The sequence below is a fragment of the Cupriavidus sp. L7L genome (assembly GCF_004353535.1).
Lineage (GTDB): Bacteria > Pseudomonadota > Gammaproteobacteria > Burkholderiales > Burkholderiaceae > Cupriavidus > Cupriavidus oxalaticus_A.
Genome location: NZ_SMNY01000009.1, coordinates 768,541 through 786,572 on the forward strand (window position 1 = coordinate 768,541; position 18,032 = coordinate 786,572).

Annotated in this window: 19 protein-coding genes; 9 read left to right on the plus strand and 10 right to left on the minus strand. The window is 67.9% G+C overall.

Features of this window, described 5'->3' with window-relative positions; all coding sequences use genetic code 11:
• Positions 1-117 precede the first annotated feature (117 nt).
• The 5 genes from E1J61_RS11435 to E1J61_RS11455 all read left to right on the plus strand — a co-directional run bounded on the left by E1J61_RS11435 (position 118) and on the right by E1J61_RS11455 (position 5,788).
• Positions 118-1,215 (plus strand): substrate-binding domain-containing protein, encoded by a 1,098-nt coding sequence (locus E1J61_RS11435; RefSeq protein ID WP_133094137.1) that lies wholly within the window; start codon positions 118-120, stop codon positions 1,213-1,215.
• A 125-nt stretch (positions 1,216-1,340) separates the two neighbouring features.
• On the plus strand, positions 1,341-1,949 hold the full coding sequence (locus E1J61_RS11440) for a DUF4126 domain-containing protein (protein ID WP_133094138.1): 609 nt from the start codon (positions 1,341-1,343) through the stop codon (positions 1,947-1,949).
• A 125-nt stretch (positions 1,950-2,074) separates the two neighbouring features.
• Positions 2,075-4,696, plus strand: a complete 2,622-nt coding sequence (locus E1J61_RS11445; RefSeq protein WP_133094139.1) for an ABC transporter permease — start codon at positions 2,075-2,077, stop codon at positions 4,694-4,696.
• A gap of 24 nt (positions 4,697-4,720) precedes the next feature.
• Positions 4,721-5,149 (plus strand): group II truncated hemoglobin, encoded by a 429-nt coding sequence (locus E1J61_RS11450; protein WP_133094140.1) that lies wholly within the window; start codon positions 4,721-4,723, stop codon positions 5,147-5,149.
• Between the two features lie 42 nt (positions 5,150-5,191).
• Positions 5,192-5,788 carry a DUF924 family protein gene (locus tag E1J61_RS11455; RefSeq protein WP_133094141.1) on the plus strand — a complete coding sequence of 199 codons (597 nt, stop codon included), beginning with the start codon at positions 5,192-5,194 and terminating at the stop codon, positions 5,786-5,788.
• 24 nt (positions 5,789-5,812) lie between these two features.
• Here the strand turns inward: E1J61_RS11455 and E1J61_RS11460 are convergent, their stop codons facing one another.
• From E1J61_RS11460 to E1J61_RS11505, 10 genes are all read right to left on the minus strand, one after another.
• The gene (locus tag E1J61_RS11460) at positions 5,813-6,397 is read right to left on the minus strand and encodes a TIGR00730 family Rossman fold protein (protein ID WP_133094142.1); all 585 of its coding nucleotides are present in this window, start codon (positions 6,395-6,397) and stop codon (positions 5,813-5,815) included.
• Entirely contained in the window at positions 6,394-7,095 is a 702-nt protein-coding gene (locus E1J61_RS11465; RefSeq protein WP_133094143.1) for a TetR/AcrR family transcriptional regulator, read from the minus strand. Before E1J61_RS11465 ends, E1J61_RS11460 begins: the two co-directional genes overlap by 4 nt.
• A gap of 105 nt (positions 7,096-7,200) precedes the next feature.
• Entirely contained in the window at positions 7,201-7,683 is a 483-nt protein-coding gene (locus E1J61_RS11470) for a diacylglycerol kinase (protein WP_133094144.1), read from the minus strand.
• On the minus strand, positions 7,613-8,725 hold the full coding sequence (locus E1J61_RS11475) for a glycosyltransferase family 1 protein (protein ID WP_133094145.1): 1,113 nt from the start codon (positions 8,723-8,725) through the stop codon (positions 7,613-7,615). Before E1J61_RS11475 ends, E1J61_RS11470 begins: the two co-directional genes overlap by 71 nt.
• A gap of 68 nt (positions 8,726-8,793) precedes the next feature.
• A complete protein-coding gene (locus tag E1J61_RS11480) occupies positions 8,794-9,777 on the minus strand; it encodes a UDP-2,3-diacylglucosamine diphosphatase (RefSeq protein WP_133094146.1) in 984 nt (327 codons plus the stop codon).
• 132 nt (positions 9,778-9,909) lie between these two features.
• Positions 9,910-10,890 carry an alpha/beta fold hydrolase gene (locus tag E1J61_RS11485; protein WP_133094147.1) on the minus strand — a complete coding sequence of 327 codons (981 nt, stop codon included), beginning with the start codon at positions 10,888-10,890 and terminating at the stop codon, positions 9,910-9,912.
• Positions 10,887-11,426, minus strand: a complete 540-nt coding sequence (locus tag E1J61_RS11490) for an RDD family protein (RefSeq protein WP_133094148.1) — start codon at positions 11,424-11,426, stop codon at positions 10,887-10,889. Before E1J61_RS11490 ends, E1J61_RS11485 begins: the two co-directional genes overlap by 4 nt.
• A gap of 92 nt (positions 11,427-11,518) precedes the next feature.
• Positions 11,519-12,292, minus strand: a complete 774-nt coding sequence (locus E1J61_RS11495; RefSeq protein ID WP_133094149.1) for a DUF3106 domain-containing protein — start codon at positions 12,290-12,292, stop codon at positions 11,519-11,521.
• 1 nt (position 12,293) lies between these two features.
• A complete protein-coding gene (locus E1J61_RS11500) occupies positions 12,294-12,725 on the minus strand; it encodes a DUF3619 family protein (RefSeq protein ID WP_133094150.1) in 432 nt (143 codons plus the stop codon).
• Positions 12,722-13,291: an RNA polymerase sigma factor gene (locus E1J61_RS11505; RefSeq protein ID WP_133094151.1), complete on the minus strand. Its 570-nt coding sequence runs from the start codon at positions 13,289-13,291 to the stop codon at positions 12,722-12,724. The genes E1J61_RS11500 and E1J61_RS11505 overlap by 4 nt, the downstream gene beginning before the upstream one ends.
• 395 nt (positions 13,292-13,686) lie before the next feature.
• On the opposite strand from E1J61_RS11505, the gene E1J61_RS11510 reads away from it, so the two are divergent.
• The 4 genes from E1J61_RS11510 to E1J61_RS11525 all read left to right on the plus strand — a co-directional run bounded on the left by E1J61_RS11510 (position 13,687) and on the right by E1J61_RS11525 (position 18,002).
• Positions 13,687-15,450, plus strand: coding sequence for an acetolactate synthase 3 catalytic subunit (locus tag E1J61_RS11510; RefSeq protein WP_133094152.1), 1,764 nt, complete (start codon positions 13,687-13,689; stop codon positions 15,448-15,450).
• Complete coding sequence (gene ilvN, locus E1J61_RS11515) at positions 15,450-15,941, plus strand: acetolactate synthase small subunit (RefSeq protein ID WP_116308864.1); 492 nt, start codon at positions 15,450-15,452, stop codon at positions 15,939-15,941. The genes E1J61_RS11510 and ilvN overlap by 1 nt, the downstream gene beginning before the upstream one ends.
• Positions 15,942-16,069: 128 nt before the next feature.
• Positions 16,070-17,086, plus strand: a complete 1,017-nt coding sequence (gene ilvC, locus E1J61_RS11520) for a ketol-acid reductoisomerase (RefSeq protein WP_029044781.1) — start codon at positions 16,070-16,072, stop codon at positions 17,084-17,086.
• Positions 17,087-17,351: 265 nt separating this feature from the next.
• A complete protein-coding gene (locus E1J61_RS11525; protein WP_133094153.1) occupies positions 17,352-18,002 on the plus strand; it encodes a phosphatidylserine decarboxylase in 651 nt (216 codons plus the stop codon).
• Positions 18,003-18,032 lie beyond the last annotated feature (30 nt).

The following is an 18,032-nucleotide window of genomic DNA, read 5'->3' on the forward strand; positions in this document are numbered from 1 at the left end:
ATGGACATAATTGCCTTTCCCTACAGGACTCGGGGAGAATGCAGCGAAAGACAATAAAAGAGGGGTGTTCATTGTGATCCAGCGGAATTTCAGATGTAAATATGAAGCGAGGAACATATGACGTTCCGCTTTGACCTGTTTCCGGTCATTGCGCCGGACGACAACCCGCGCGCCAACGACAAGGTGTTCCAGTTGCTCAAGGCTGTGCGCGAGACCGGCTCGCTGCACCGGGCCGCGCGCGAGATCGGCCTGTCCTACCGCCATGCCTGGGGGGTGATGCGCACATGGGAGGAAATGCTGGGCCGCTCCATGCTCGACATGGAGCGGGGCCGCGGCGCATCGCTGACGCGTTTTGGCGAGCGGCTGCTGCGCGCCGAGCTGCGCCTGCGCGAGTCGGTCGAACCGGTGGTGCAGAAGGCCATGGCGGATTTCATCGCCGAGCTCGACGATGCCCAGCAGCCGCAATCGTGCGTCCATTTCACCGGCAGCCATGACCCGGCCGTGGAAGTGCTGGCTGCCGCGCTCGGCCAGGCGGTCGCGCCGTTGCAGCTGGACACGGTGTTCTGCGGCAGCGTGGAAGGGCTGGTATGTCTGCAGGAGCGGCAGTCGGAGCTGGCGGGCTTCTACGTCTCGCCGGTGCAGACGGCGGGATCTGTGGCGCATGTGACCCTGCGCAAGTGGCTGCGGCCGGCCTCGGTGCGGCTGCTGCGCCTGGCATGGCGCGAGCAGGGGCTGATCGTGGCGCCGGAGCTGGCGCGCGAGATCCGCGACCTGCGCGACCTGGTGCGCACCCAGGCGCGTTTCGTCAACCGCCAGCGCAGTTCGGGCACGCGCATGCTGTTCGACCAGTTGCTGGCGGCACAGGGCCTGTACCAGGACCAGGTCGCCGGCTATGACGTAACCGAGTTCAGCAACGAGAAGGTGGCTGAGGCGGTGCATGGCGGCCGCGCCCAGGTTGGCTTCGGGCTGCGCATGAACGCCGAAAGTCACGGCCTGGCCTTCGTGCCGCTGACGCGCGAGGCTTACTACCTGGCGCTGCGCAAGAACGACCAGACCGCCGGCTGGATGGCGGCGCTGCTGGCCTTGCTGGCCGATCCGGCCTTTGCCAAGCGCATCGAGGCGCTGCCCGGCTACGCCATGGCCGAGCCGGCCGGGGTGCTGACGCCGCAGGAAGCGCTGCCCTGGTTCGGGCCGGACGGCAAGGAGGGCACCTGAGCGGCGGGCCGGGCGGCAGGAGCGGATGATGGGCTGGATGGCGGGCGCGCTGCCCGCCCGCTCCGCTCGTATTACACTCCTTGCCAGGGCGTGCCCCGCGCACGCCCGGCCTTGCAAGGAGCAACATGCTGGAAACCGCCGCGCTGGCCGCGGGCATGTCCTGGGCCAGCGGTTTTCGCCTCTATCTCGCCGTGTTCGCCGCCGGCGTTCTGGCACGCCTGGGCTGGCTGGAACTGCCCCCCGGGCTGCAGCCGCTGGAATCCTGGTGGGTGATCGGCGTGGCCGCGGTGCTGGCCGTGGCCGAGTTCATCGCCGACAAGGTGCCGGGCTTCGACTCGGTCTGGGACGGCATCCATACCTTCGTGCGCATTCCGGCCGGCGCGATCCTGGCGGCCGCCGCGTTCGGCCAGCTCGACCCGCAGTGGGTGGTGGCTGCCGGCCTGATCGGCGGCACGCTGGCCGGCACCGCGCATGCGGCCAAGGCCGGCACGCGCGCGCTGATCAACGTTTCGCCGGAACCGTTTTCCAACTGGGCGGCCTCATTCACCGAGGACCTGACCGCGACCGGCAGCCTGATGCTGGCGTTCTTCCTGCCGGTAGTGTTCCTGGTGGTGCTGGTGCTGTTCCTGGTGGCCGCCATCTGGCTGCTGCCCAGGCTGTGGCGCGGCGTGCGCCGGCTGCATGCCACGCTGCGCGGCGGCAGCGCGCGGCCGGGGCGGCCGGGACCTCCGTAGCGCTTGCCGTTCCGTTGCCGTTCACGCCGGACCGTATCCCTGTTTCCTGGCTTTCCGACTGACCCGCGGCGCACCGGCGCCAAGCCATCACCGAACAATTCACCGAAGAATTCACCAAACAACCGATGCTCCCCGAGTCCGCCATCGACGCCCCGACCACCAATGCCAGTCCCGCCGACGGGGCGGGCACCGCGCAAGCGGGCAGGTTTTCCGCCTGGCGCCAGGCGCTGCGCATGGCACGCCGCGACTGGCTCGCCGGCGAGCTCTACCTGCTGCTGTTCGCGCTCGTGCTGGCGGTGGCGGCGCTGTCCAGCGTCGGCTTCATGGCCGACCGCATGCGGCTGGGGCTGGAGCGCGATGCGCGGCAAATGATCGCGTCTGACGTGCTGCTGGTCTCGGACCAGCCTTTCGACGCCGCCTTCGCGCAGCGTGCCGGGCAGCAGGGGCTGGCGGTGGCGCAGACGGTGACCTTCCCGAGCATGGCCACGGCCAGCGGCAAGGCGCGCGCCGCCGGTGCCGACGCGCCCAGCCAGCTGGCCGCGCTCAAGGCGGTGACCGACGGCTATCCGCTGCGCGGCAGGCTCAGGGTGGCCAACGCGCCGGGCACGCCGGACGCGCCCGCCGAAGGCATTCCCGCGCCGGGCACGGTATGGGTCGACGAAGCGCTGCTGGGCGCGCTCGGACTGAACGTGGGCGACGCGCTTCAGCTTGGCAGCCGCACCTTCCGCATCGACCGCATCGTCACGCAGGAGATGGACCGCGGCACGGGCTTCATGAACTTCGCGCCGCGCGTGCTGATGCCGTTGTCGGACCTGGAAGGCACCGGCCTGATCGGCTGGGGCAGCCGCGTGACCTACCGGCTGCTGGTGGCCGGCCCCGACGCCGCCGGTGCCGCTTACCAGAAATGGGCGCAGGCGGAGATCGGCCGCCGCAAGCTGCGCAACACCCGCATCGAGTCGCTCGAATCCGGCCAGCCGCAGATGCGCGCCACGCTCGACCGGGCCGAGCGCTTCCTGTCGCTGGTGGCGGTGCTGTCGTCGATGATCGCGGCGGTGGCAATCGCCATGTCGGCGCGCCGCTACATGCAGCGCCATACCGATGCCTGCGCGGTCTACAAGTGCCTGGGGCTGTCGCGCGGACAGATCCTGCGCGCGTTCGGGCTGGAATTCCTGCTGATCGGCGCGGGCGGCGCGCTGGCCGGCGTGCTGATCGGCTACCTGGCGCACTACGGGCTGCTGCTGTCGCTGGGCGGGCTGCTCAAGGTGTCGCTGCCGCAGCCGTCGGCGTTGCCGGCGCTGGTGGGTGTGCTGGCGGGACTGGTCCTGCTGGCGGGGTTTGCGCTGCCGCCGCTGCTGGCGCTGACGCGCGTGGCGCCGCTGCGGGTGCTGCGCCGCGATATCGGGCTGCCTCCGGTATCCGCGTGGGTCGCGTACGCGCTCGGCCTGGGTGCCTTCGTCGCGCTGCTGCTGGTGGCGGCGCGCGACCTGCGGCTCGGGCTGACCACCGCGGGCGGCTTCGTCGGCGCCGGCGTGGTGTTCGGCTTGCTGGCGCTGGGGCTGCTCACGCTGCTGTCGCGCCTGCTGCGCGGGCGCCTGCGTGGCGCCGCGTCGATGGGCTGGCGTTTTGCGCTGGCGGTGCTGGAGCGCCGCCGCGGCGTCACCGTGCTGCAGACCGTGGCGCTGGCAGTGGGGCTGATGGCGCTGCTGCTGCTCGGCATGACCCGCAACGACCTGGTCGATTCGTGGCGCAGCGCCACGCCGGCCGACGCGCCCAACCGCTTCATCATCAATATCCAGCCCGACCAGCGCGAACCGCTGCGCAAGATGCTGGCCGGCGCCGGCATCAACGACCTGCTTTATCCGATGGTGCGCGGGCGCCTGACCCATATCGGCGAGCGTGCAATCCAGGCCGGCAGCTTCGAGGAAGGCCGCGCGCGCAACCTGGTCGAGCGCGAATTCAACCTGTCCTATACCGATGTGCTGCCGGAGGGCAACCGCGTGATCGCCGGGCGGTGGTCCGACGGCAGCGCCGGCACCGACGCGGGTGCCTCGGTGGAGGAGGGCATCGCCAAGACGCTCGGGATCCACCTCGGCGACACGCTGCGTTTCGACGTGGCCGGCCAGGCGGTGCAGGCGCGCGTGACCTCGCTGCGCAAGCTCGACTGGGGCTCGATGCGGGTCAATTTCTTCGTGATCCTGCCGCCGTCGGCGATGCAGGGCATGCCCGAGACCTACATCACCTCGTTCCACCTGCCCGCTGCCAGCGCGGCGCTGGGCAACCGGCTGATCGCGGCCTTCCCGAACATCACGGTGGTCAACACCGACATGATCCTGCGCCAGATCCAGGACATCCTGGACCAGGTGATCGCGGCGGTGGAGTTCCTGTTTATCTTCACGCTGGCCGCCGGGGTCACGGTGCTGTACGCGGCGCTGTCCGGCGCGCGCGACGAGCGCATGCGCGACGCCGGCCTGCTCAAGGCGCTGGGGGCGTCGGCGGCGCTGGTGCGGCAGACCCAATACGCGGAATTCCTCGTGGTGGGCGGCCTGGCAGGATTCCTGGCCAGCCTGGGAGCGATCGCGGTGGGGTGGGGGCTGTCGCAGTTCGTTTTCGACTTCCCCTACCGCTTCAATGGGTGGATCGTGCCGGTCGGCGTGGTTTCTGGCATGCTGTGCGCTTTTGCCGGCGGCTGGCTGGGCCTGCGCGAAGTGCTGCGCCAGCCGGCGCTGGCGACCTTGCGTGACGCCTGAACGGCGCCGCGCCTCGAGTTTGTGATGAGTACTGAATCCAATCAACAATCCGGCAATGCCGACGGCGCCCCCGAGGTCACGGCTTTCGAGCTGGTCGGCGGCGAGGCGCGCGTGCGCGAGCTGGTCGACCGCTTCTATGACCTGATGGACCTGGAAACCCAGTTTGCCGGGTTGCGCGCGATCCATCCGCCGTCGCTAGACGGCTCGCGCGACAAGCTGTTCTGGTTCCTGTGCGGCTGGCTGGGCGGCCCCAACCACTTTATCGAGCGCTTCGGCCATCCGCGCCTGCGCGCGCGCCACATGCCGTTCGAGATCGGTATCAGCGAGCGCGACCAGTGGATGCGCTGCATGGCACTGGCGATGCAGGACATCGGCCTGTCCGAGGACCTGCAGCTGCGCCTGATGCAGGCGTTCTTCCAGACCGCCGACTGGATGCGCAACGTGGCGCGCTGAGGCGCCTTCCTTCCCCTGCTCACTGAGAAAAAATCTCCACCCATGTCCGTGCAACTGCCCGAAGGTGCCTGCCGCGTGCTCGATTTCTGGTTCGACCAGCCTGGTTCGGCGGCCTGGAATACCGAGCGCCGCGCATGGTTCACCAAGTCGGATGATTTCGACGACCGCATCCGCACGCACTTCCTGTCTGACTGGCAGGTCGCCAGCGAGGGCGCGCCGGACGACTGGTCGGTCACCCCCGAAGGCGCCTGTGCCCGCGTGGTGCTGCTGGACCAGTTCCCGCGCAACATGTTCCGCAACGATCCGCGCAGCTTCGGCACCGATGCGCAGGCGCTGGCGCTGGCCAGGCGCATCGTCGCGACCGGCATGGACCGCGAGCTGCCGACGGACTACCACCGCATGTTCTGCTACATGCCGTTCGAGCATTCGGAAGCGCTGGAAGACCAGGACGAGGCGGTGCGGCTGATGACGCAGCTGCGCGAGTCCAGTGGCGGTAAGGTGGACGTGGTGGAGTGGGCCGACAAGCACCGCGAGATCATCGTGCGCTTTGGCCGCTTCCCGCACCGCAACGCGGTGCTGGGCAGGCCGGGCACGGCGGAGGAACTGGCGTTCCTGCAGCGGCCGGGCTCGTCGTTCTAGGCGCGGCAGGAGCCGCGCCGGGCGTCAGGTCTTGTCGCGGGCCTGCTGCCACTTGTCCACGCGCACGCGCGGCGCGGCGGCCAGCTGGTCCAGCAGCGTGCCGGGAAGGTCCGCCACATGCAGCAGGTCGGCATGCACCTGCTTCAGGAATCCTTCCTGCACGGCATGGCCGAGGAAACCCAGCATGCCGTCGTAGAAACCACCGACGTTAAGCAGCCCCACCGGCTTGTCGTGGTAGCCCAGCTGCAGCCAGGTGAAGGTCTCGAACAGCTCTTCGAAGGTGCCCACGCCGCCGGGCATGGCGATGAAGGCATCGGCACGGTCGGCCATCATCTGCTTGCGCTCGTGCATGTTGCGCACCACGTGCAGCTCGGTCAGGCCGCGGTGGCCCACTTCCTTCTGCATCAGCGCTTCCGGGATGATGCCGATGACGGTGCCGCCGTGTTCCAGCACCGCGTCGGCCACGGTGCCCATCAGGCCGACCTTGCCGCCGCCGTAGACCAGCGCCAGGCCGCGCTCGGCCAGCGTGCGGCCGAGCAGGCGCGCGCCCTCGGCATATTCGGGGCGGTTGCCAGGGCTGGAGCCGCAATAGACGCAGACGGATTTCACTTCTTTTCCTTTGCCGCCTCGGCGGCTGCCTTGGACGCCGCGTAGTCGCGGGCCAGCTGGTCGAAGGCCTCGCGCGCGCGGCCGCGCAGGTAGGGCGCGAGGATCGAGAAGATGTGGTAGCTCGAGCCGTGCAGGTAGCCGCGGATCTGCTCGGCATCGTTGTACTGGCGCGGATGCTGCACGAACTGGAACGACAGCCAGTAGGTGGCAATCACCACCATGTTGGTGCAGATCGCCTCGACCTGCTCGGGCGTGGCTTCCATCTCGCCGTCTTCCAGGAACTGCCGGCAGATCTCGTGCGCGAAGCGCTGCTTCTGCTCGACGATGCGCTTGAAGTTGGTCTCCAGCATCCGGTTGCGCGCCAGGAGGTCGTTGATGTCGCGATACAGGAAGCGGTAGTTCCACAGGAACTCGGACATGTACTGCAGGTAGCCCCAGCTTTCGTCCAGGGTCGCCTTGTGGTCGTCCGGCATCTTCAGGCGGCGCTCCATCTCCTGCTCGAAGCGCACGAAGATGGAATTGATGATGTCGTCCTTGTTGCGGAAGTGGTAGTAGAGATTGCCGGGGCTGATCTCCATCGCTTCCGCGATCGTCGTGGTGGTGACGTTCGGTTCGCCGACTTCGTTGAACAGGCGCAGCGAGACGTCGAGGATGCGGTCCCTGGTGCGGCGGGGGCCGGTTTGCGGTTTCGGTTCCATGGGCGTCCGGGCGGTCGGTCGATCGGTCGATCGGTGAATCGTGGCAGGGTTGCGATTATAAGCAATCGGCCCGGGCCACCTCCCGTCTGGCGCCTTGCCCCGGATTCAGCCCGCCAGCGCCCGCACCCATTGCACCACGTGGGGCCCGGCAATGGCCAGCCAGGTGCCGGCGCACAGCACCAGCGCCAGCAGCACCGCGGCGCTGCCGAAATCCTTGGCGCGCTTGGACAGGCTGTGGCGTTCCAGCGAGATCCGGTCGATGGCCGCCTCGACGCTGGAGTTGAGCAGTTCCACGATCAGCACCACCAGCAGCGTGCCGAGCAGCAGGATGCGTTCGACCACCCCCACGGGCAGCAGGAAGGCGCATGGCGCCAGGATCGCCACCAGCGTCAGCTCCTGGCGGAACGCGCTTTCCTCCAGCACCGCGTAGCGCAGGCCGGACAGCGAGTTGATGGCGGCGTGCCAGGCGCGTGCCAGGCCGCGGTTGCCCTTGTGGGGGTTCTGCTCGATCGTGTAGTCAGCGGTCTGGGCTGCCGGCGGCCTCCGCAGGGGCGGGTCGGACGGCAGCTCCGGATGGGGTTTCGGCATGGCTTTGCGATGCGGGTTGGGCCGCCGCGCCGCCGGGCTTTCCGGCAGCGAACGGCCGCAAGTGGGCCAGGAACTGCTCGGAGGCGGCGCGCCATGAAAACCGCTCGGCATGGGCTCGGGCCGTGGCGCGGTCGATGCGCAGCGCTTCCAGGCAGGCTTCGCGCAGGTCTTCGTGCATCACGCCCGCGGGGCTGTCGCCCAGCACGTCGATCGGGCCGGTGACCGGGTACGCCGCCACCGGCAGGCCGCTGGCCAGCGCCTCCAGCAGCACCAGCCCGAAGGTGTCGGTGCGGCTGGGGAACACGAAGACATCAGCCGAAGCATACACCCGGGCCAGTTCCGGCTGGCTCAGCACGCCCAGGTAATTGGCGCCCGGATAGCGCGCGCGCAGCGCGGACAGCGCGGGGCCGTCGCCGACCACCCACTTGGAGCCGGGCAGGTCCAGTGCCAGGAAGGCCTCGACGTTCTTCTCCACCGCGACGCGGCCCACGTACAGGAAGATCGGGTGCGCCGTGTTGAGCACGTTGGCGGGCTGCGGCGTGAAGATGTCGAGGTCGACGCCGCGCGTCCACAGCACGCCGTGGTCGATGCCGTGCTGGTGCAGGTCGTCGAGCACCACCGGCGTCGGCGCCATCACCGCCTGCGCCGGGCCATGGAACCAGCGCAGGAAGCGGTAGGTCCAGGCCAGCGGAACGCCGAAGCGCGCCTGCACGTACTCCGGGAAGCGCGTGTGGTAGGCCGTGGTGAAGGGCAGGTGCCGGCGCAGCGCGTGGCGCCGCGCGGCCAGGCCGAGCGGCCCTTCGGTGGCGATATGCAGGGCATCGGGGGCGAATGCTTCGATGCGCCGCTGCACCCGCGCCGACGGCAACAGCGACAGCCGGATCTCGGGGTAGGTCGGGCACGGCACCGTGCGGAATTCCAGCGGCGTGATCATGTCGACCGTGTGGCCCAGTGCCTCCAGCTCGCGGCGCGTGGACTTGAGCGTGCGCACTACGCCGTTGACCTGCGGTTCCCAGGCATCGGTGACGATCAGGATCTTCATGCAGCCTCCTAGGGGGCGTTGGAAGGGCAATGCGGAATCAGGGGCGCGGGAGGAATGCGGGGCCGGCATCAGCCTGCCACCGCGGCACGGCGCCGGCGGCGGGCGGCCGGTTCGGGCGGATCCATCAGCGTGGTCCAGTAGACGATCTTCAGCTCGCCCTCCATGGTCTCGACCAATGCCGACAGGCTTTCCACCCAGTCGCCGTCGTTGCAGTAGAGCTGGCCGTTGACCTCGCGGATCTCGGCCTTGTGGATGTGGCCGCAGACCACGCCATCGCAGCCGCGCCGGCGCGCTTCGTCGACCATCGCGGTCTCGAAGGCGCTGATGTAGTTGACCGCGTTCTTGACCTGGTGCTTCAGGAACTGCGACAGCGACCAGTACGGGAAGCCCAGCCGCGCGCGCAGCCGGTTGAAGTGCCGGTTCAGCGCCAGGATCATCGTGTACAGCGAGTCGCCCAGGTAGGCCAGCCAGCGCGCGTGCTGTACCACGCCGTCGAACAGGTCGCCGTGCACCACCCACAGCCGGCGCCCGGTGGCGGTGACGTGGACCGCCTCTTCGCGCACGGTGATGTCGCCGAATGCCATGCCGTCGAACTGGCGCGCGGCTTCGTCGTGGTTGCCGGGCACGTAGATCACCTCGGTGCCCTTGCGCGCCTTGCGCAGCAGCTTCTGCACCACGTCGTTGTGGCTCTGCGGCCAGTACCAGCCGCGGCGCAGCTGCCAGCCGTCGATGATGTCGCCGACCAGGTAGAGCTGGTCGGATTCGTTGTGCTTGAGGAAGTCGAGCAGGTAGTTGGCCTGGCAGCCGGGCGTGCCCAGGTGGATGTCGGACAGCCAGATGGCGCGGTAGCGGTGGATCTTGTGCGCCTCGGCCGGATAGGTGTCCGGCTGCTCGCGCAGCGGCGCGAGGGCGGCGGCGTCAAGGCCCGGAGGCAGGAACGCGCTCAGCGGTGCCGCGGTATCCCAGCTGCCGCCGGAACTGCGGCGCAGCCGTTGCTTCAGTTGCGCGGCCTTCGACAGGTATCCGCGGGCGGATCGGAGTGCTTGCACCATGGCAGTCCCGGTAGCGGCGATGGCTGCATTCAGCCAGCGCGCGATGACGGCGCCGTGACGGAAACATGACTGACTTGTGAAGCGTGGGAAACCGTGGCGCAAGCAGGACAGCCGCGATGCTTCCGATGTCGGCTAGCGTCCGCGTGCCGACAGTTCCCGCAGCGCATCCAGCACCGCCCGGATCGCCGCCGGATGCCGCAGCAGCGACACATGGCCGATGCCTGACAGCGCGATATGCCCGGCACCCTCGAGCCAGCCGGTGCAGGGTGGCCCGGCGATTGAATCGTGCCAGCTGAACACCGACACCATGCGGGCGCGCAGGCGCGGGCTTTCCGCGCTGGCAAGCGCGGAAAGCCACAGGCTGCCGCAGCGCATCTGCCTGGCGTTATGACCCCCGCCAAAGCGCGCCAGCGCGCTGCCATGGTGCGGGGTGCCGAGGGTCACGATGCCGGCGCAGAGGTCCTCGTCGCCAGCCAGCCGCAGCGCCGCGCGCGCCACCAGCCCGCCCATGCTGTGGCACACCAGCAATGGCGCACGGCCGTAATCTGCGGTCACGCGCCGCATCGCGCCGAGCAGCGCGTGCGCGTAGTCGTCGATATCGCCGAAGACCGGCAGCAGGTCGATCCCTTCGCAGCGGTAGCCCGCGGCCGCCAGCGCGGGCTGCATGTCGAGCCAGATCGCCTGCCCGCAGGCGTAGCCGTGGACCAGCAGCACCGGCGGTGCGTCGCGGCCGGGCAGGGCGTCGGCGGGCGGGGCAAAGGGCGCGCGGGCGCGGAACGGCTGCAGCCAGTCGAACATGCGCAGCACGGAGCGGATCTCGTTCAGGTAGCAGCGCAGTGCTTCAGGCACGCGCAACGGGCGGCGTGTAGCGGCGAGTTCTTGCGGCGGCGCGGGCGGGCGGTGGCCTGACGCCACCCACAGGCCGCGCCCGGTAAAGGCGAAGGCGAAGGCGATGCCGGCGGCGAAGCCGCCGAGGATCATCGCCACGCCGGCGGCGAGCGCGCCCGGCCAGGACCATCCAGCCAGCCGCACCAGGGCGGCGCCGATGCCAAGCGCCGCGGCTGCCTGCGCGGTCACCGCCAGGCGGCGGATGCCGGCGGCGCCGAACGTCATGCCCTGGGCGTGCGCAGGTCCGCGAGCCGCGTGCCGGCGAGGCGGTCATGCAGGAACTGCCGGCGCGGGTCGAGCCAGGCCAGCAGGATCCAGACCAGCAGGCCGGCGCACAGCACGCCGACGAACGGGCCCTTGACCAGCCCCAGCCAGTGCCCGAGCGCCGCCGACGGCGGCAGCCACAGCCAGGCCAGCACGTAGCGCAGCGCCGCCTGCGGCCAGCGCGGAGGCGCGCCGGCGGCGTTCTCGACGCGGATGCGCCAGGTCTGCATGGCCAGGGTCTGGCCGTTGCGCTGCCAGAACCAGGTGAAATACAGGCCCATCACCACGAAGCTCCACAGCTGGATCGCCAGCGGACCGTCCGCGCCGACCTGCCGCAGCAGCGGACGCAGCAGCAGGTAGCAGGCAGTGGAAGCACTCATCACGCCGAACAGCAATACGCCTTCGTACAACATGCAGGCAATGCGGCGGCGCAGCGGCGGTGCCACGGGCGCGGGAGCTGCGGCGGGCTTGGGGTCGAGGGTGGTGGCAGCGGGCATGTCAGGCGAAGAAGGGCGGCGCAAGCGCGCGCGGGACGCGCAAGACAGCCATTATGCCAAAGGGCACGGCGGCCACCCATCGGGCGGGCCGACTACTGCCGCGCCGTGCCTTCGGAGGCCGCGGCGGCCTCGGTAGCGGCTTCCGGTACAGCCGTAGCGGTGCTGGCGGCCGCGGCGGTCGCGGCGCTGGCTGGAGTGGCCGGCAGCGCTGCGGGCGCGGATGCCGTTGCCGGCGATGCGGCCACGGCAGAAGCGGCCTGGGCTTCGCTGGCAGGCTTGCCGCCCGCGCCGGCGGACCTGGGCTCGTGCCGGACCGCGTGGCTGGTGCCGCCCGGCAGGCGCTTGGTGCTCGGCAGCGCGCTGACGGCACCAGGCCGGCTCGGCACGCGCTCCGCGGCGGCCAGCTTCTTCTTCTGCTCTTCCGGCAGTTGCTGGTACTTGTCCCAGGCCTCGGCCTTCTTCTCGGCCGGCAGCGCGCGGGTGATCTGGTAGTTCTCGCGCGCCAGCCGCCGTTGCTGGGGCGTCATCCTGATCCATTCAGCCATGCGCGCCTGCAGCCGCGCCTGTTCCTCCGGCGAGAACTTCGGGTAGCGCTCGGCAATGCGCAGCCACTTGCGGCGGTTCAGTTCGGGCAGGGTGTCCCACAGCGGCTGCAGCGGCGCCAGGATGCGCTGGTTGACCGGGCTCAGCTCGGACCATGCCGGGCGCGCGCTGGCTGCCGCGTGTGCCGGCGTGGCGCCGGAGGCGCCTTGCGCGTGCGCGGCGGCTGGCAGCAGGGACCAGCCGGCCGCGGCGCCGGATACGGCCAGCAGCAGCGCGGCCAGCCGGCGGCGCAGGGCGTCGGGGCGGGGCAGTGCGGGCGCCATGCTATTGCCCGTGTTTCAGGAAGACGTGGAAGCCCTCGTCGGCGTATGCCGTGGGCGGCAGGTCGTCGAGCAGCATGGCCGCATCGACATCGGCCAGTTCTTCGACGCGTTTCTGCTGCTGCCAGTGGTAGATGCCCATCAGGCCGGCGGCCAGCGCCACCAGCGTCCAGATCAGGCCCAGGCGGCGCAGCCAGGCACCGGCGCGGTGCAGCGGCGAGTCGTCCTCGTCGAACATCGGGACACGGGGTCCAGGCATGGCGAATTGCGGCACCGGCACGGCCACTTCGGCCTTCTTGCGCGCGAGCGCAATCCGGCGCGCGGCGGCGAGCCGTTCGGCAATATCGGCCGGCAATGCCTCTGCACTGGCATCGAGTGCCGTGCGAATCTCATGGGCGAACCGGCGTTCGCGGATATCTCTCTCGTTTATGCTCATAGTCGGACCCCCCGTGCGCGCAGGGCTTGCGCCAGAGTATGCGTGGCACGGGAACAGTGCGTCTTGACGCTGCCCTCGGAGCAGCCCATGACGGCTGCGGTTTCGGCAACGTCCATATCTTCCCAGTAACGCATCAGGAATGCCTCGCGTTGACGCGCCGGCAGGCGCTGGATCTCCTGCTCGATGATGTGCATCACCTGCGCGCGCTCGACCTTGTCGGCGCTGCTTTCCGCCGATTCGGAGCCGGCCTGCGCCTCCAGCGTTTCCAGCAGGTCGCTATCGTCGCCGCCGTCGCGGTCGTCGCGCAGGCTGGAAAACAACGTGACCCACGTGTTGCGCACCTTCTGGCGGCGGAACCAGTCGTGGATGGTGTTCTGCAGGATGCGCTGGAACAGCGGCGGCAATTCGGCGGCGCCCTTGTCGCCGTATTTCTCGGCCAGCTTGATCATCGCGTCCTGCACGATATCCAGCGCCGCCTCGTCGTCGCGCACCGCGAACACGGCCTGCTTGAAGGCGCGGCGTTCGACGCTGGCGAGAAAATCGGTCAGTTCCTGGTCGGTGGCCATTCAGGCAGAGTGCGGCTTGGTGTGCAGCTTGGTGCGGCGTCGATTGCTCGGCCTTGCGAATGTGGAATGTGCTGCGTACGGCCCGTAGCATGCGCAAGGTGCTGCGATGCTAGCAAAAAAACCTGCGCATGTACCACTTTGTATTGCGGGAGAGACATTGTGCAGCGGGAAACCGGCATCTGCCCCTGCGTAAAACCCTATAAACCGGCGCAAAACAACCATAGACCGCGCTGGTGCATTGCAGTATCATCGACGGTTCACACGACATCAGTGGTTGTCTCATCCGGCCGCTTATGAGGCGGTCTTCCATGCAGACGCGCACCGCTTGAACCCGAGCCACAAGTTCGGCAGAGAGCATCCAAACAATTTTTTGCCGAAAATTGCAAAGGACTGAAATGAACATGCCCAGCGCGGAATTCTCCCACGCAGACAGCAATTCATCTGCCGCACCCGAAATGATCGGGGCGGAAATCCTCGTTCACGCACTTGCCGAAGAAGGCGTCGAGTACGTCTGGGGCTACCCCGGCGGCGCAGTGCTGTATATCTACGACGAGCTCCACAAGCAAAAGAAGTTCGAGCACATCCTGGTGCGCCACGAGCAGGCCGCGGTCCATGCCGCAGACGGCTATGCACGCGCAACCGGCAAGGTGGGCGTCGCCCTGGTGACCTCCGGTCCCGGCGTGACCAATGCCGTCACCGGCATTGCCACCGCGTACCTCGACTCGATCCCGATGGTGGTGATCACCGGCAACGTGCCGACCCACGCCATTGGCCAGGACGCCTTCCAGGAGTGCGACACCGTCGGCATCACCCGCCCGATCGTCAAGCACAACTTCCTGGTGAAGGACGTGCGCGACCTCGCCGCGACCATCAAGAAGGCGTTCTTCATTGCCTCCACCGGCCGTCCGGGCCCGGTGGTGGTGGACATCCCCAAGGATGTCTCGCGCAATGCCTGCAAGTACGAGTACCCCAAGTCGATCGACATGCGCTCGTACAACCCGGTGAACAAGGGTCACTCGGGCCAGATCCGCAAGGCGGTGGCACTGCTGCAGAACGCCGAGCGTCCGTACATCTACAGCGGCGGCGGCGTGGTCCTGGCCAATGCCAGCGATGAACTGCGCCAGCTGGCCGCGATGACCGGCCACCCGGTGACCAACACGCTGATGGGCCTGGGCGCGTTCCCCGGCACCCACAAGCAGTTCGTCGGCATGCTCGGCATGCACGGCACGTATGAAGCCAACATGGCCATGCAGAACTGCGACGTGCTGATCGCCATCGGTGCCCGCTTCGACGACCGCGTGATCGGCAACCCGTCGCACTTCACCTCGCAGGCGCGCAAGATCATCCATATCGATATCGACCCGTCTTCGATCTCGAAGCGCGTCAAGGTCGATATTCCCATCGTCGGCAACGTCAAGGACGTGCTGCAGGAACTGATCGCACAACTCAAGGCCAGCGACGTCAAGCCCAAGCGCGAGGCCCTGGCCAAGTGGTGGGAGCAGATCGAGCAATGGCGCTCGGTGGACTGCCTGAAGTACGACCGCAGCTCCGAGATCATCAAGCCGCAGTACGTGGTGGAAAAGATCTGGGAACTGACCCACGGCGACGCCTTTATCTGCTCCGACGTCGGCCAGCACCAGATGTGGGCCGCGCAGTTCTACAAGTTCGACGAGCCGCGCCGCTGGATCAACTCCGGCGGCCTGGGCACGATGGGCGTGGGCCTGCCGTACGCGATGGGCATCAAGAAGGCATTCCCGGAGAAGGAAGTCGTCACCATCACCGGTGAAGGCTCGATCCAGATGTGCATCCAGGAACTGTCGACGTGCCTGCAGTACGACACCCCGGTGAAGATCTGCTCGCTCAACAACGGCTACCTCGGCATGGTGCGCCAGTGGCAGGAGATCGAGTACGACAACCGCTACTCGCATTCCTACATGGACGCGCTGCCCGATTTCGTCAAGCTGGCCGAGGCCTACGGGCATGTCGGCATGCGCGTCGAGAAGACGTCTGACGTCGAGCCGGCGCTGCGCGAGGCGTTCCGCCTGAAGGACCGTACCGTGTTCCTGGACTTCCAGACCGATCCCACCGAAAACGTCTGGCCGATGGTCCAGGCGGGCAAGGGCATTTCCGAAATGCTGCTCGGCGCGGAGGACCTGTAATGCGACACATCATTTCGGTCCTGCTGGAGAACGAAGCCGGTGCGCTGTCGCGCGTGGTGGGCCTGTTCTCGGCCCGCGGCTACAACATCGAGACGCTGACCGTGGCGCCGACCGAGGACTCCTCGCTGTCGCGCATGACGATCGTCACGACCGGTTCGGATGACATCATCGAACAGATCACCAAGCACCTGAACCGCCTGGTGGAGGTGGTCAAGGTGGTCGACCTGACCGAAGGCGCGCACATCGAGCGCGAGCTGATGCTCGTCAAGGTGCGCGCGGTGGGCAAGGAGCGCGAGGAAATGAAGCGCACCGCCGACATCTTCCGCGGCCGCATCATCGATGTCACCGAGAAGACCTACACCATCGAGCTGACCGGCAACGGCGTCAAGCTCGATGCGTTCCTGGACGCGATCGACCGTACCGCCATCCTGGAGACCGTCCGTACCGGCGGCTCGGGCATCGGCCGCGGCGAGCGCATCCTGAAGGTCTGATCCGGCGCCGCTCGCAGCCAATCGCACAGGTTCAAGCAGTATCCCCCGGGCGGCGCGATCCGTGCGCACAAAATGCGCACGAGGATGCCGCCCCCCTCATATAAAAGACAGAGATTGAAGGATTTATCATGAAAGTGTTTTACGACAAGGACGCCGACCTCTCGCTGATCAAGGGCAAGAACGTCACCATCATCGGTTATGGCTCGCAGGGCCACGCCCACGCGCTGAACCTCAAGGATTCGGGCGTCAACGTGACGGTCGGCCTGCGCAAGAGCGGCGCGTCGTGGAACAAGGCCGCCAACGCCGGCCTGCAGGTCAAGGAAGTGGCCGAGGCCGTCAAGGGCGCCGACGTGGTCATGATCCTGCTGCCGGACGAGCAGATCGCCGACGTGTACAAGAACGAAGTGCACGACAACATCAAGGAAGGCGCCGCGCTGGCCTTCGCCCACGGCTTCAACGTGCACTACGGTGCCGTGATCCCGCGCGCCGACCTGGACGTGATCATGATCGCGCCGAAGGCCCCGGGCCACACCGTGCGCGCCACGTACACGCAAGGTGGCGGCGTGCCGCACCTGATCGCCGTGCACCAGAACAAGTCCGGCGCCGCCCGTGACATCGCCCTGTCGTACGCCACCGCCAATGGCGGCGGCCGTGCCGGCATCATCGAGACCAACTTCCGCGAAGAAACCGAAACCGACCTGTTCGGCGAGCAGGCCGTGCTGTGCGGCGGTACCGTCGAGCTGATCAAGGCTGGCTTCGAGACCCTGGTGGAAGCCGGCTACGCGCCGGAAATGGCCTACTTCGAGTGCCTGCACGAACTGAAGCTGATCGTCGACCTCATCTACGAAGGCGGCATCGCCAACATGAACTACTCCATCTCCAACAACGCGGAATATGGTGAGTACGTCACCGGCCCGCGCGTGGTGACCGAGGAGACCAAGAAGGCGATGAAGCAGTGCCTGAAGGACATTCAGACCGGCGAATACGCCAAGAGCTTCCTGCTGGAGAACAAGGCCGGCGCCCCGACCCTGATCTCGCGCCGCCGCCTGAACGCCGAGCACGAGATCGAAGTGGTGGGCGAGAAGCTGCGCGCGATGATGCCGTGGATCGCCAAGAACAAGATGGTCGACCAGTCGAAGAACTGATCTGTAGCGCTGCCTGATGGCCCGCGCCGCACGGCGGCGGGCCGAAGCCGTTCAGCGTTCCGTGCCTTGCCCTTCTATCATCGGAAGGGGACTGCCGGGACCTGAACGGCTTTTTGTTATCCTTGTCGAACTTTTCGGGCAAGGCGTGCGCCTGATGCTGCTCCGTGGCACGTAACCGACATGAGCCGGCCAGCGCCGCCCCGGCGGATATCGCCGCTGCCGCACCGCCTCGCCCTGATTTTGACTCCACCGAAACACGTACTGCATGAACTATCCTCATCCGCTGATCGCCCGTGAAGGCTGGCCGTTCCTGGCCGGCGCCTTTGTCATTTCGCTGCTGGTGCACGCCAGCGCGGGCTTCTGGTGGGCGCTGCCGCTGTGGATCATCACGGTGTTCGTGCTGCAGTTCTTCCGCGATCCGCCGCGCCCGATCCCGTCGGCGCCCAACGCGGTGCTGGCGCCGGCCGACGGCCGCATCGTCGTGGTCGAGAAAACCATGGATCCGTACGCCAATCGCGAGGCGCTGAAGATCAGCGTCTTCATGAACGTCTTCAACGTGCACTCGAACCGCGTGTCGGTCGACGGCGCGGTCGAGAAGGTCGAATATTTCCCGGGCAAGTTCGTCAACGCCGACCTCGACAAGGCCTCGGTCGAGAACGAGCGCAATGCCGTGGTCATCCGTCGCGCGACCGATGGCCAGGTGGTCACGCTGGTGCAGGTGGCCGGCCTGGTGGCGCGCCGTATCCTCTGCTACACCAAGGCCGGCGACAAGCTCGCGCGCGGCCAGCGCTATGGCTTCATCCGCTTCGGCTCGCGCGTGGACGTGTACCTGCCGCTCGACGCGCGTCCGCGCGTGACCATTGGCGAGAAGGTGTCGGCGTCGTCGACGATCCTCGCCGAACTCGACGTGAAGTGAGCGAAGGCCTGACCAGGACGACAGGAACAC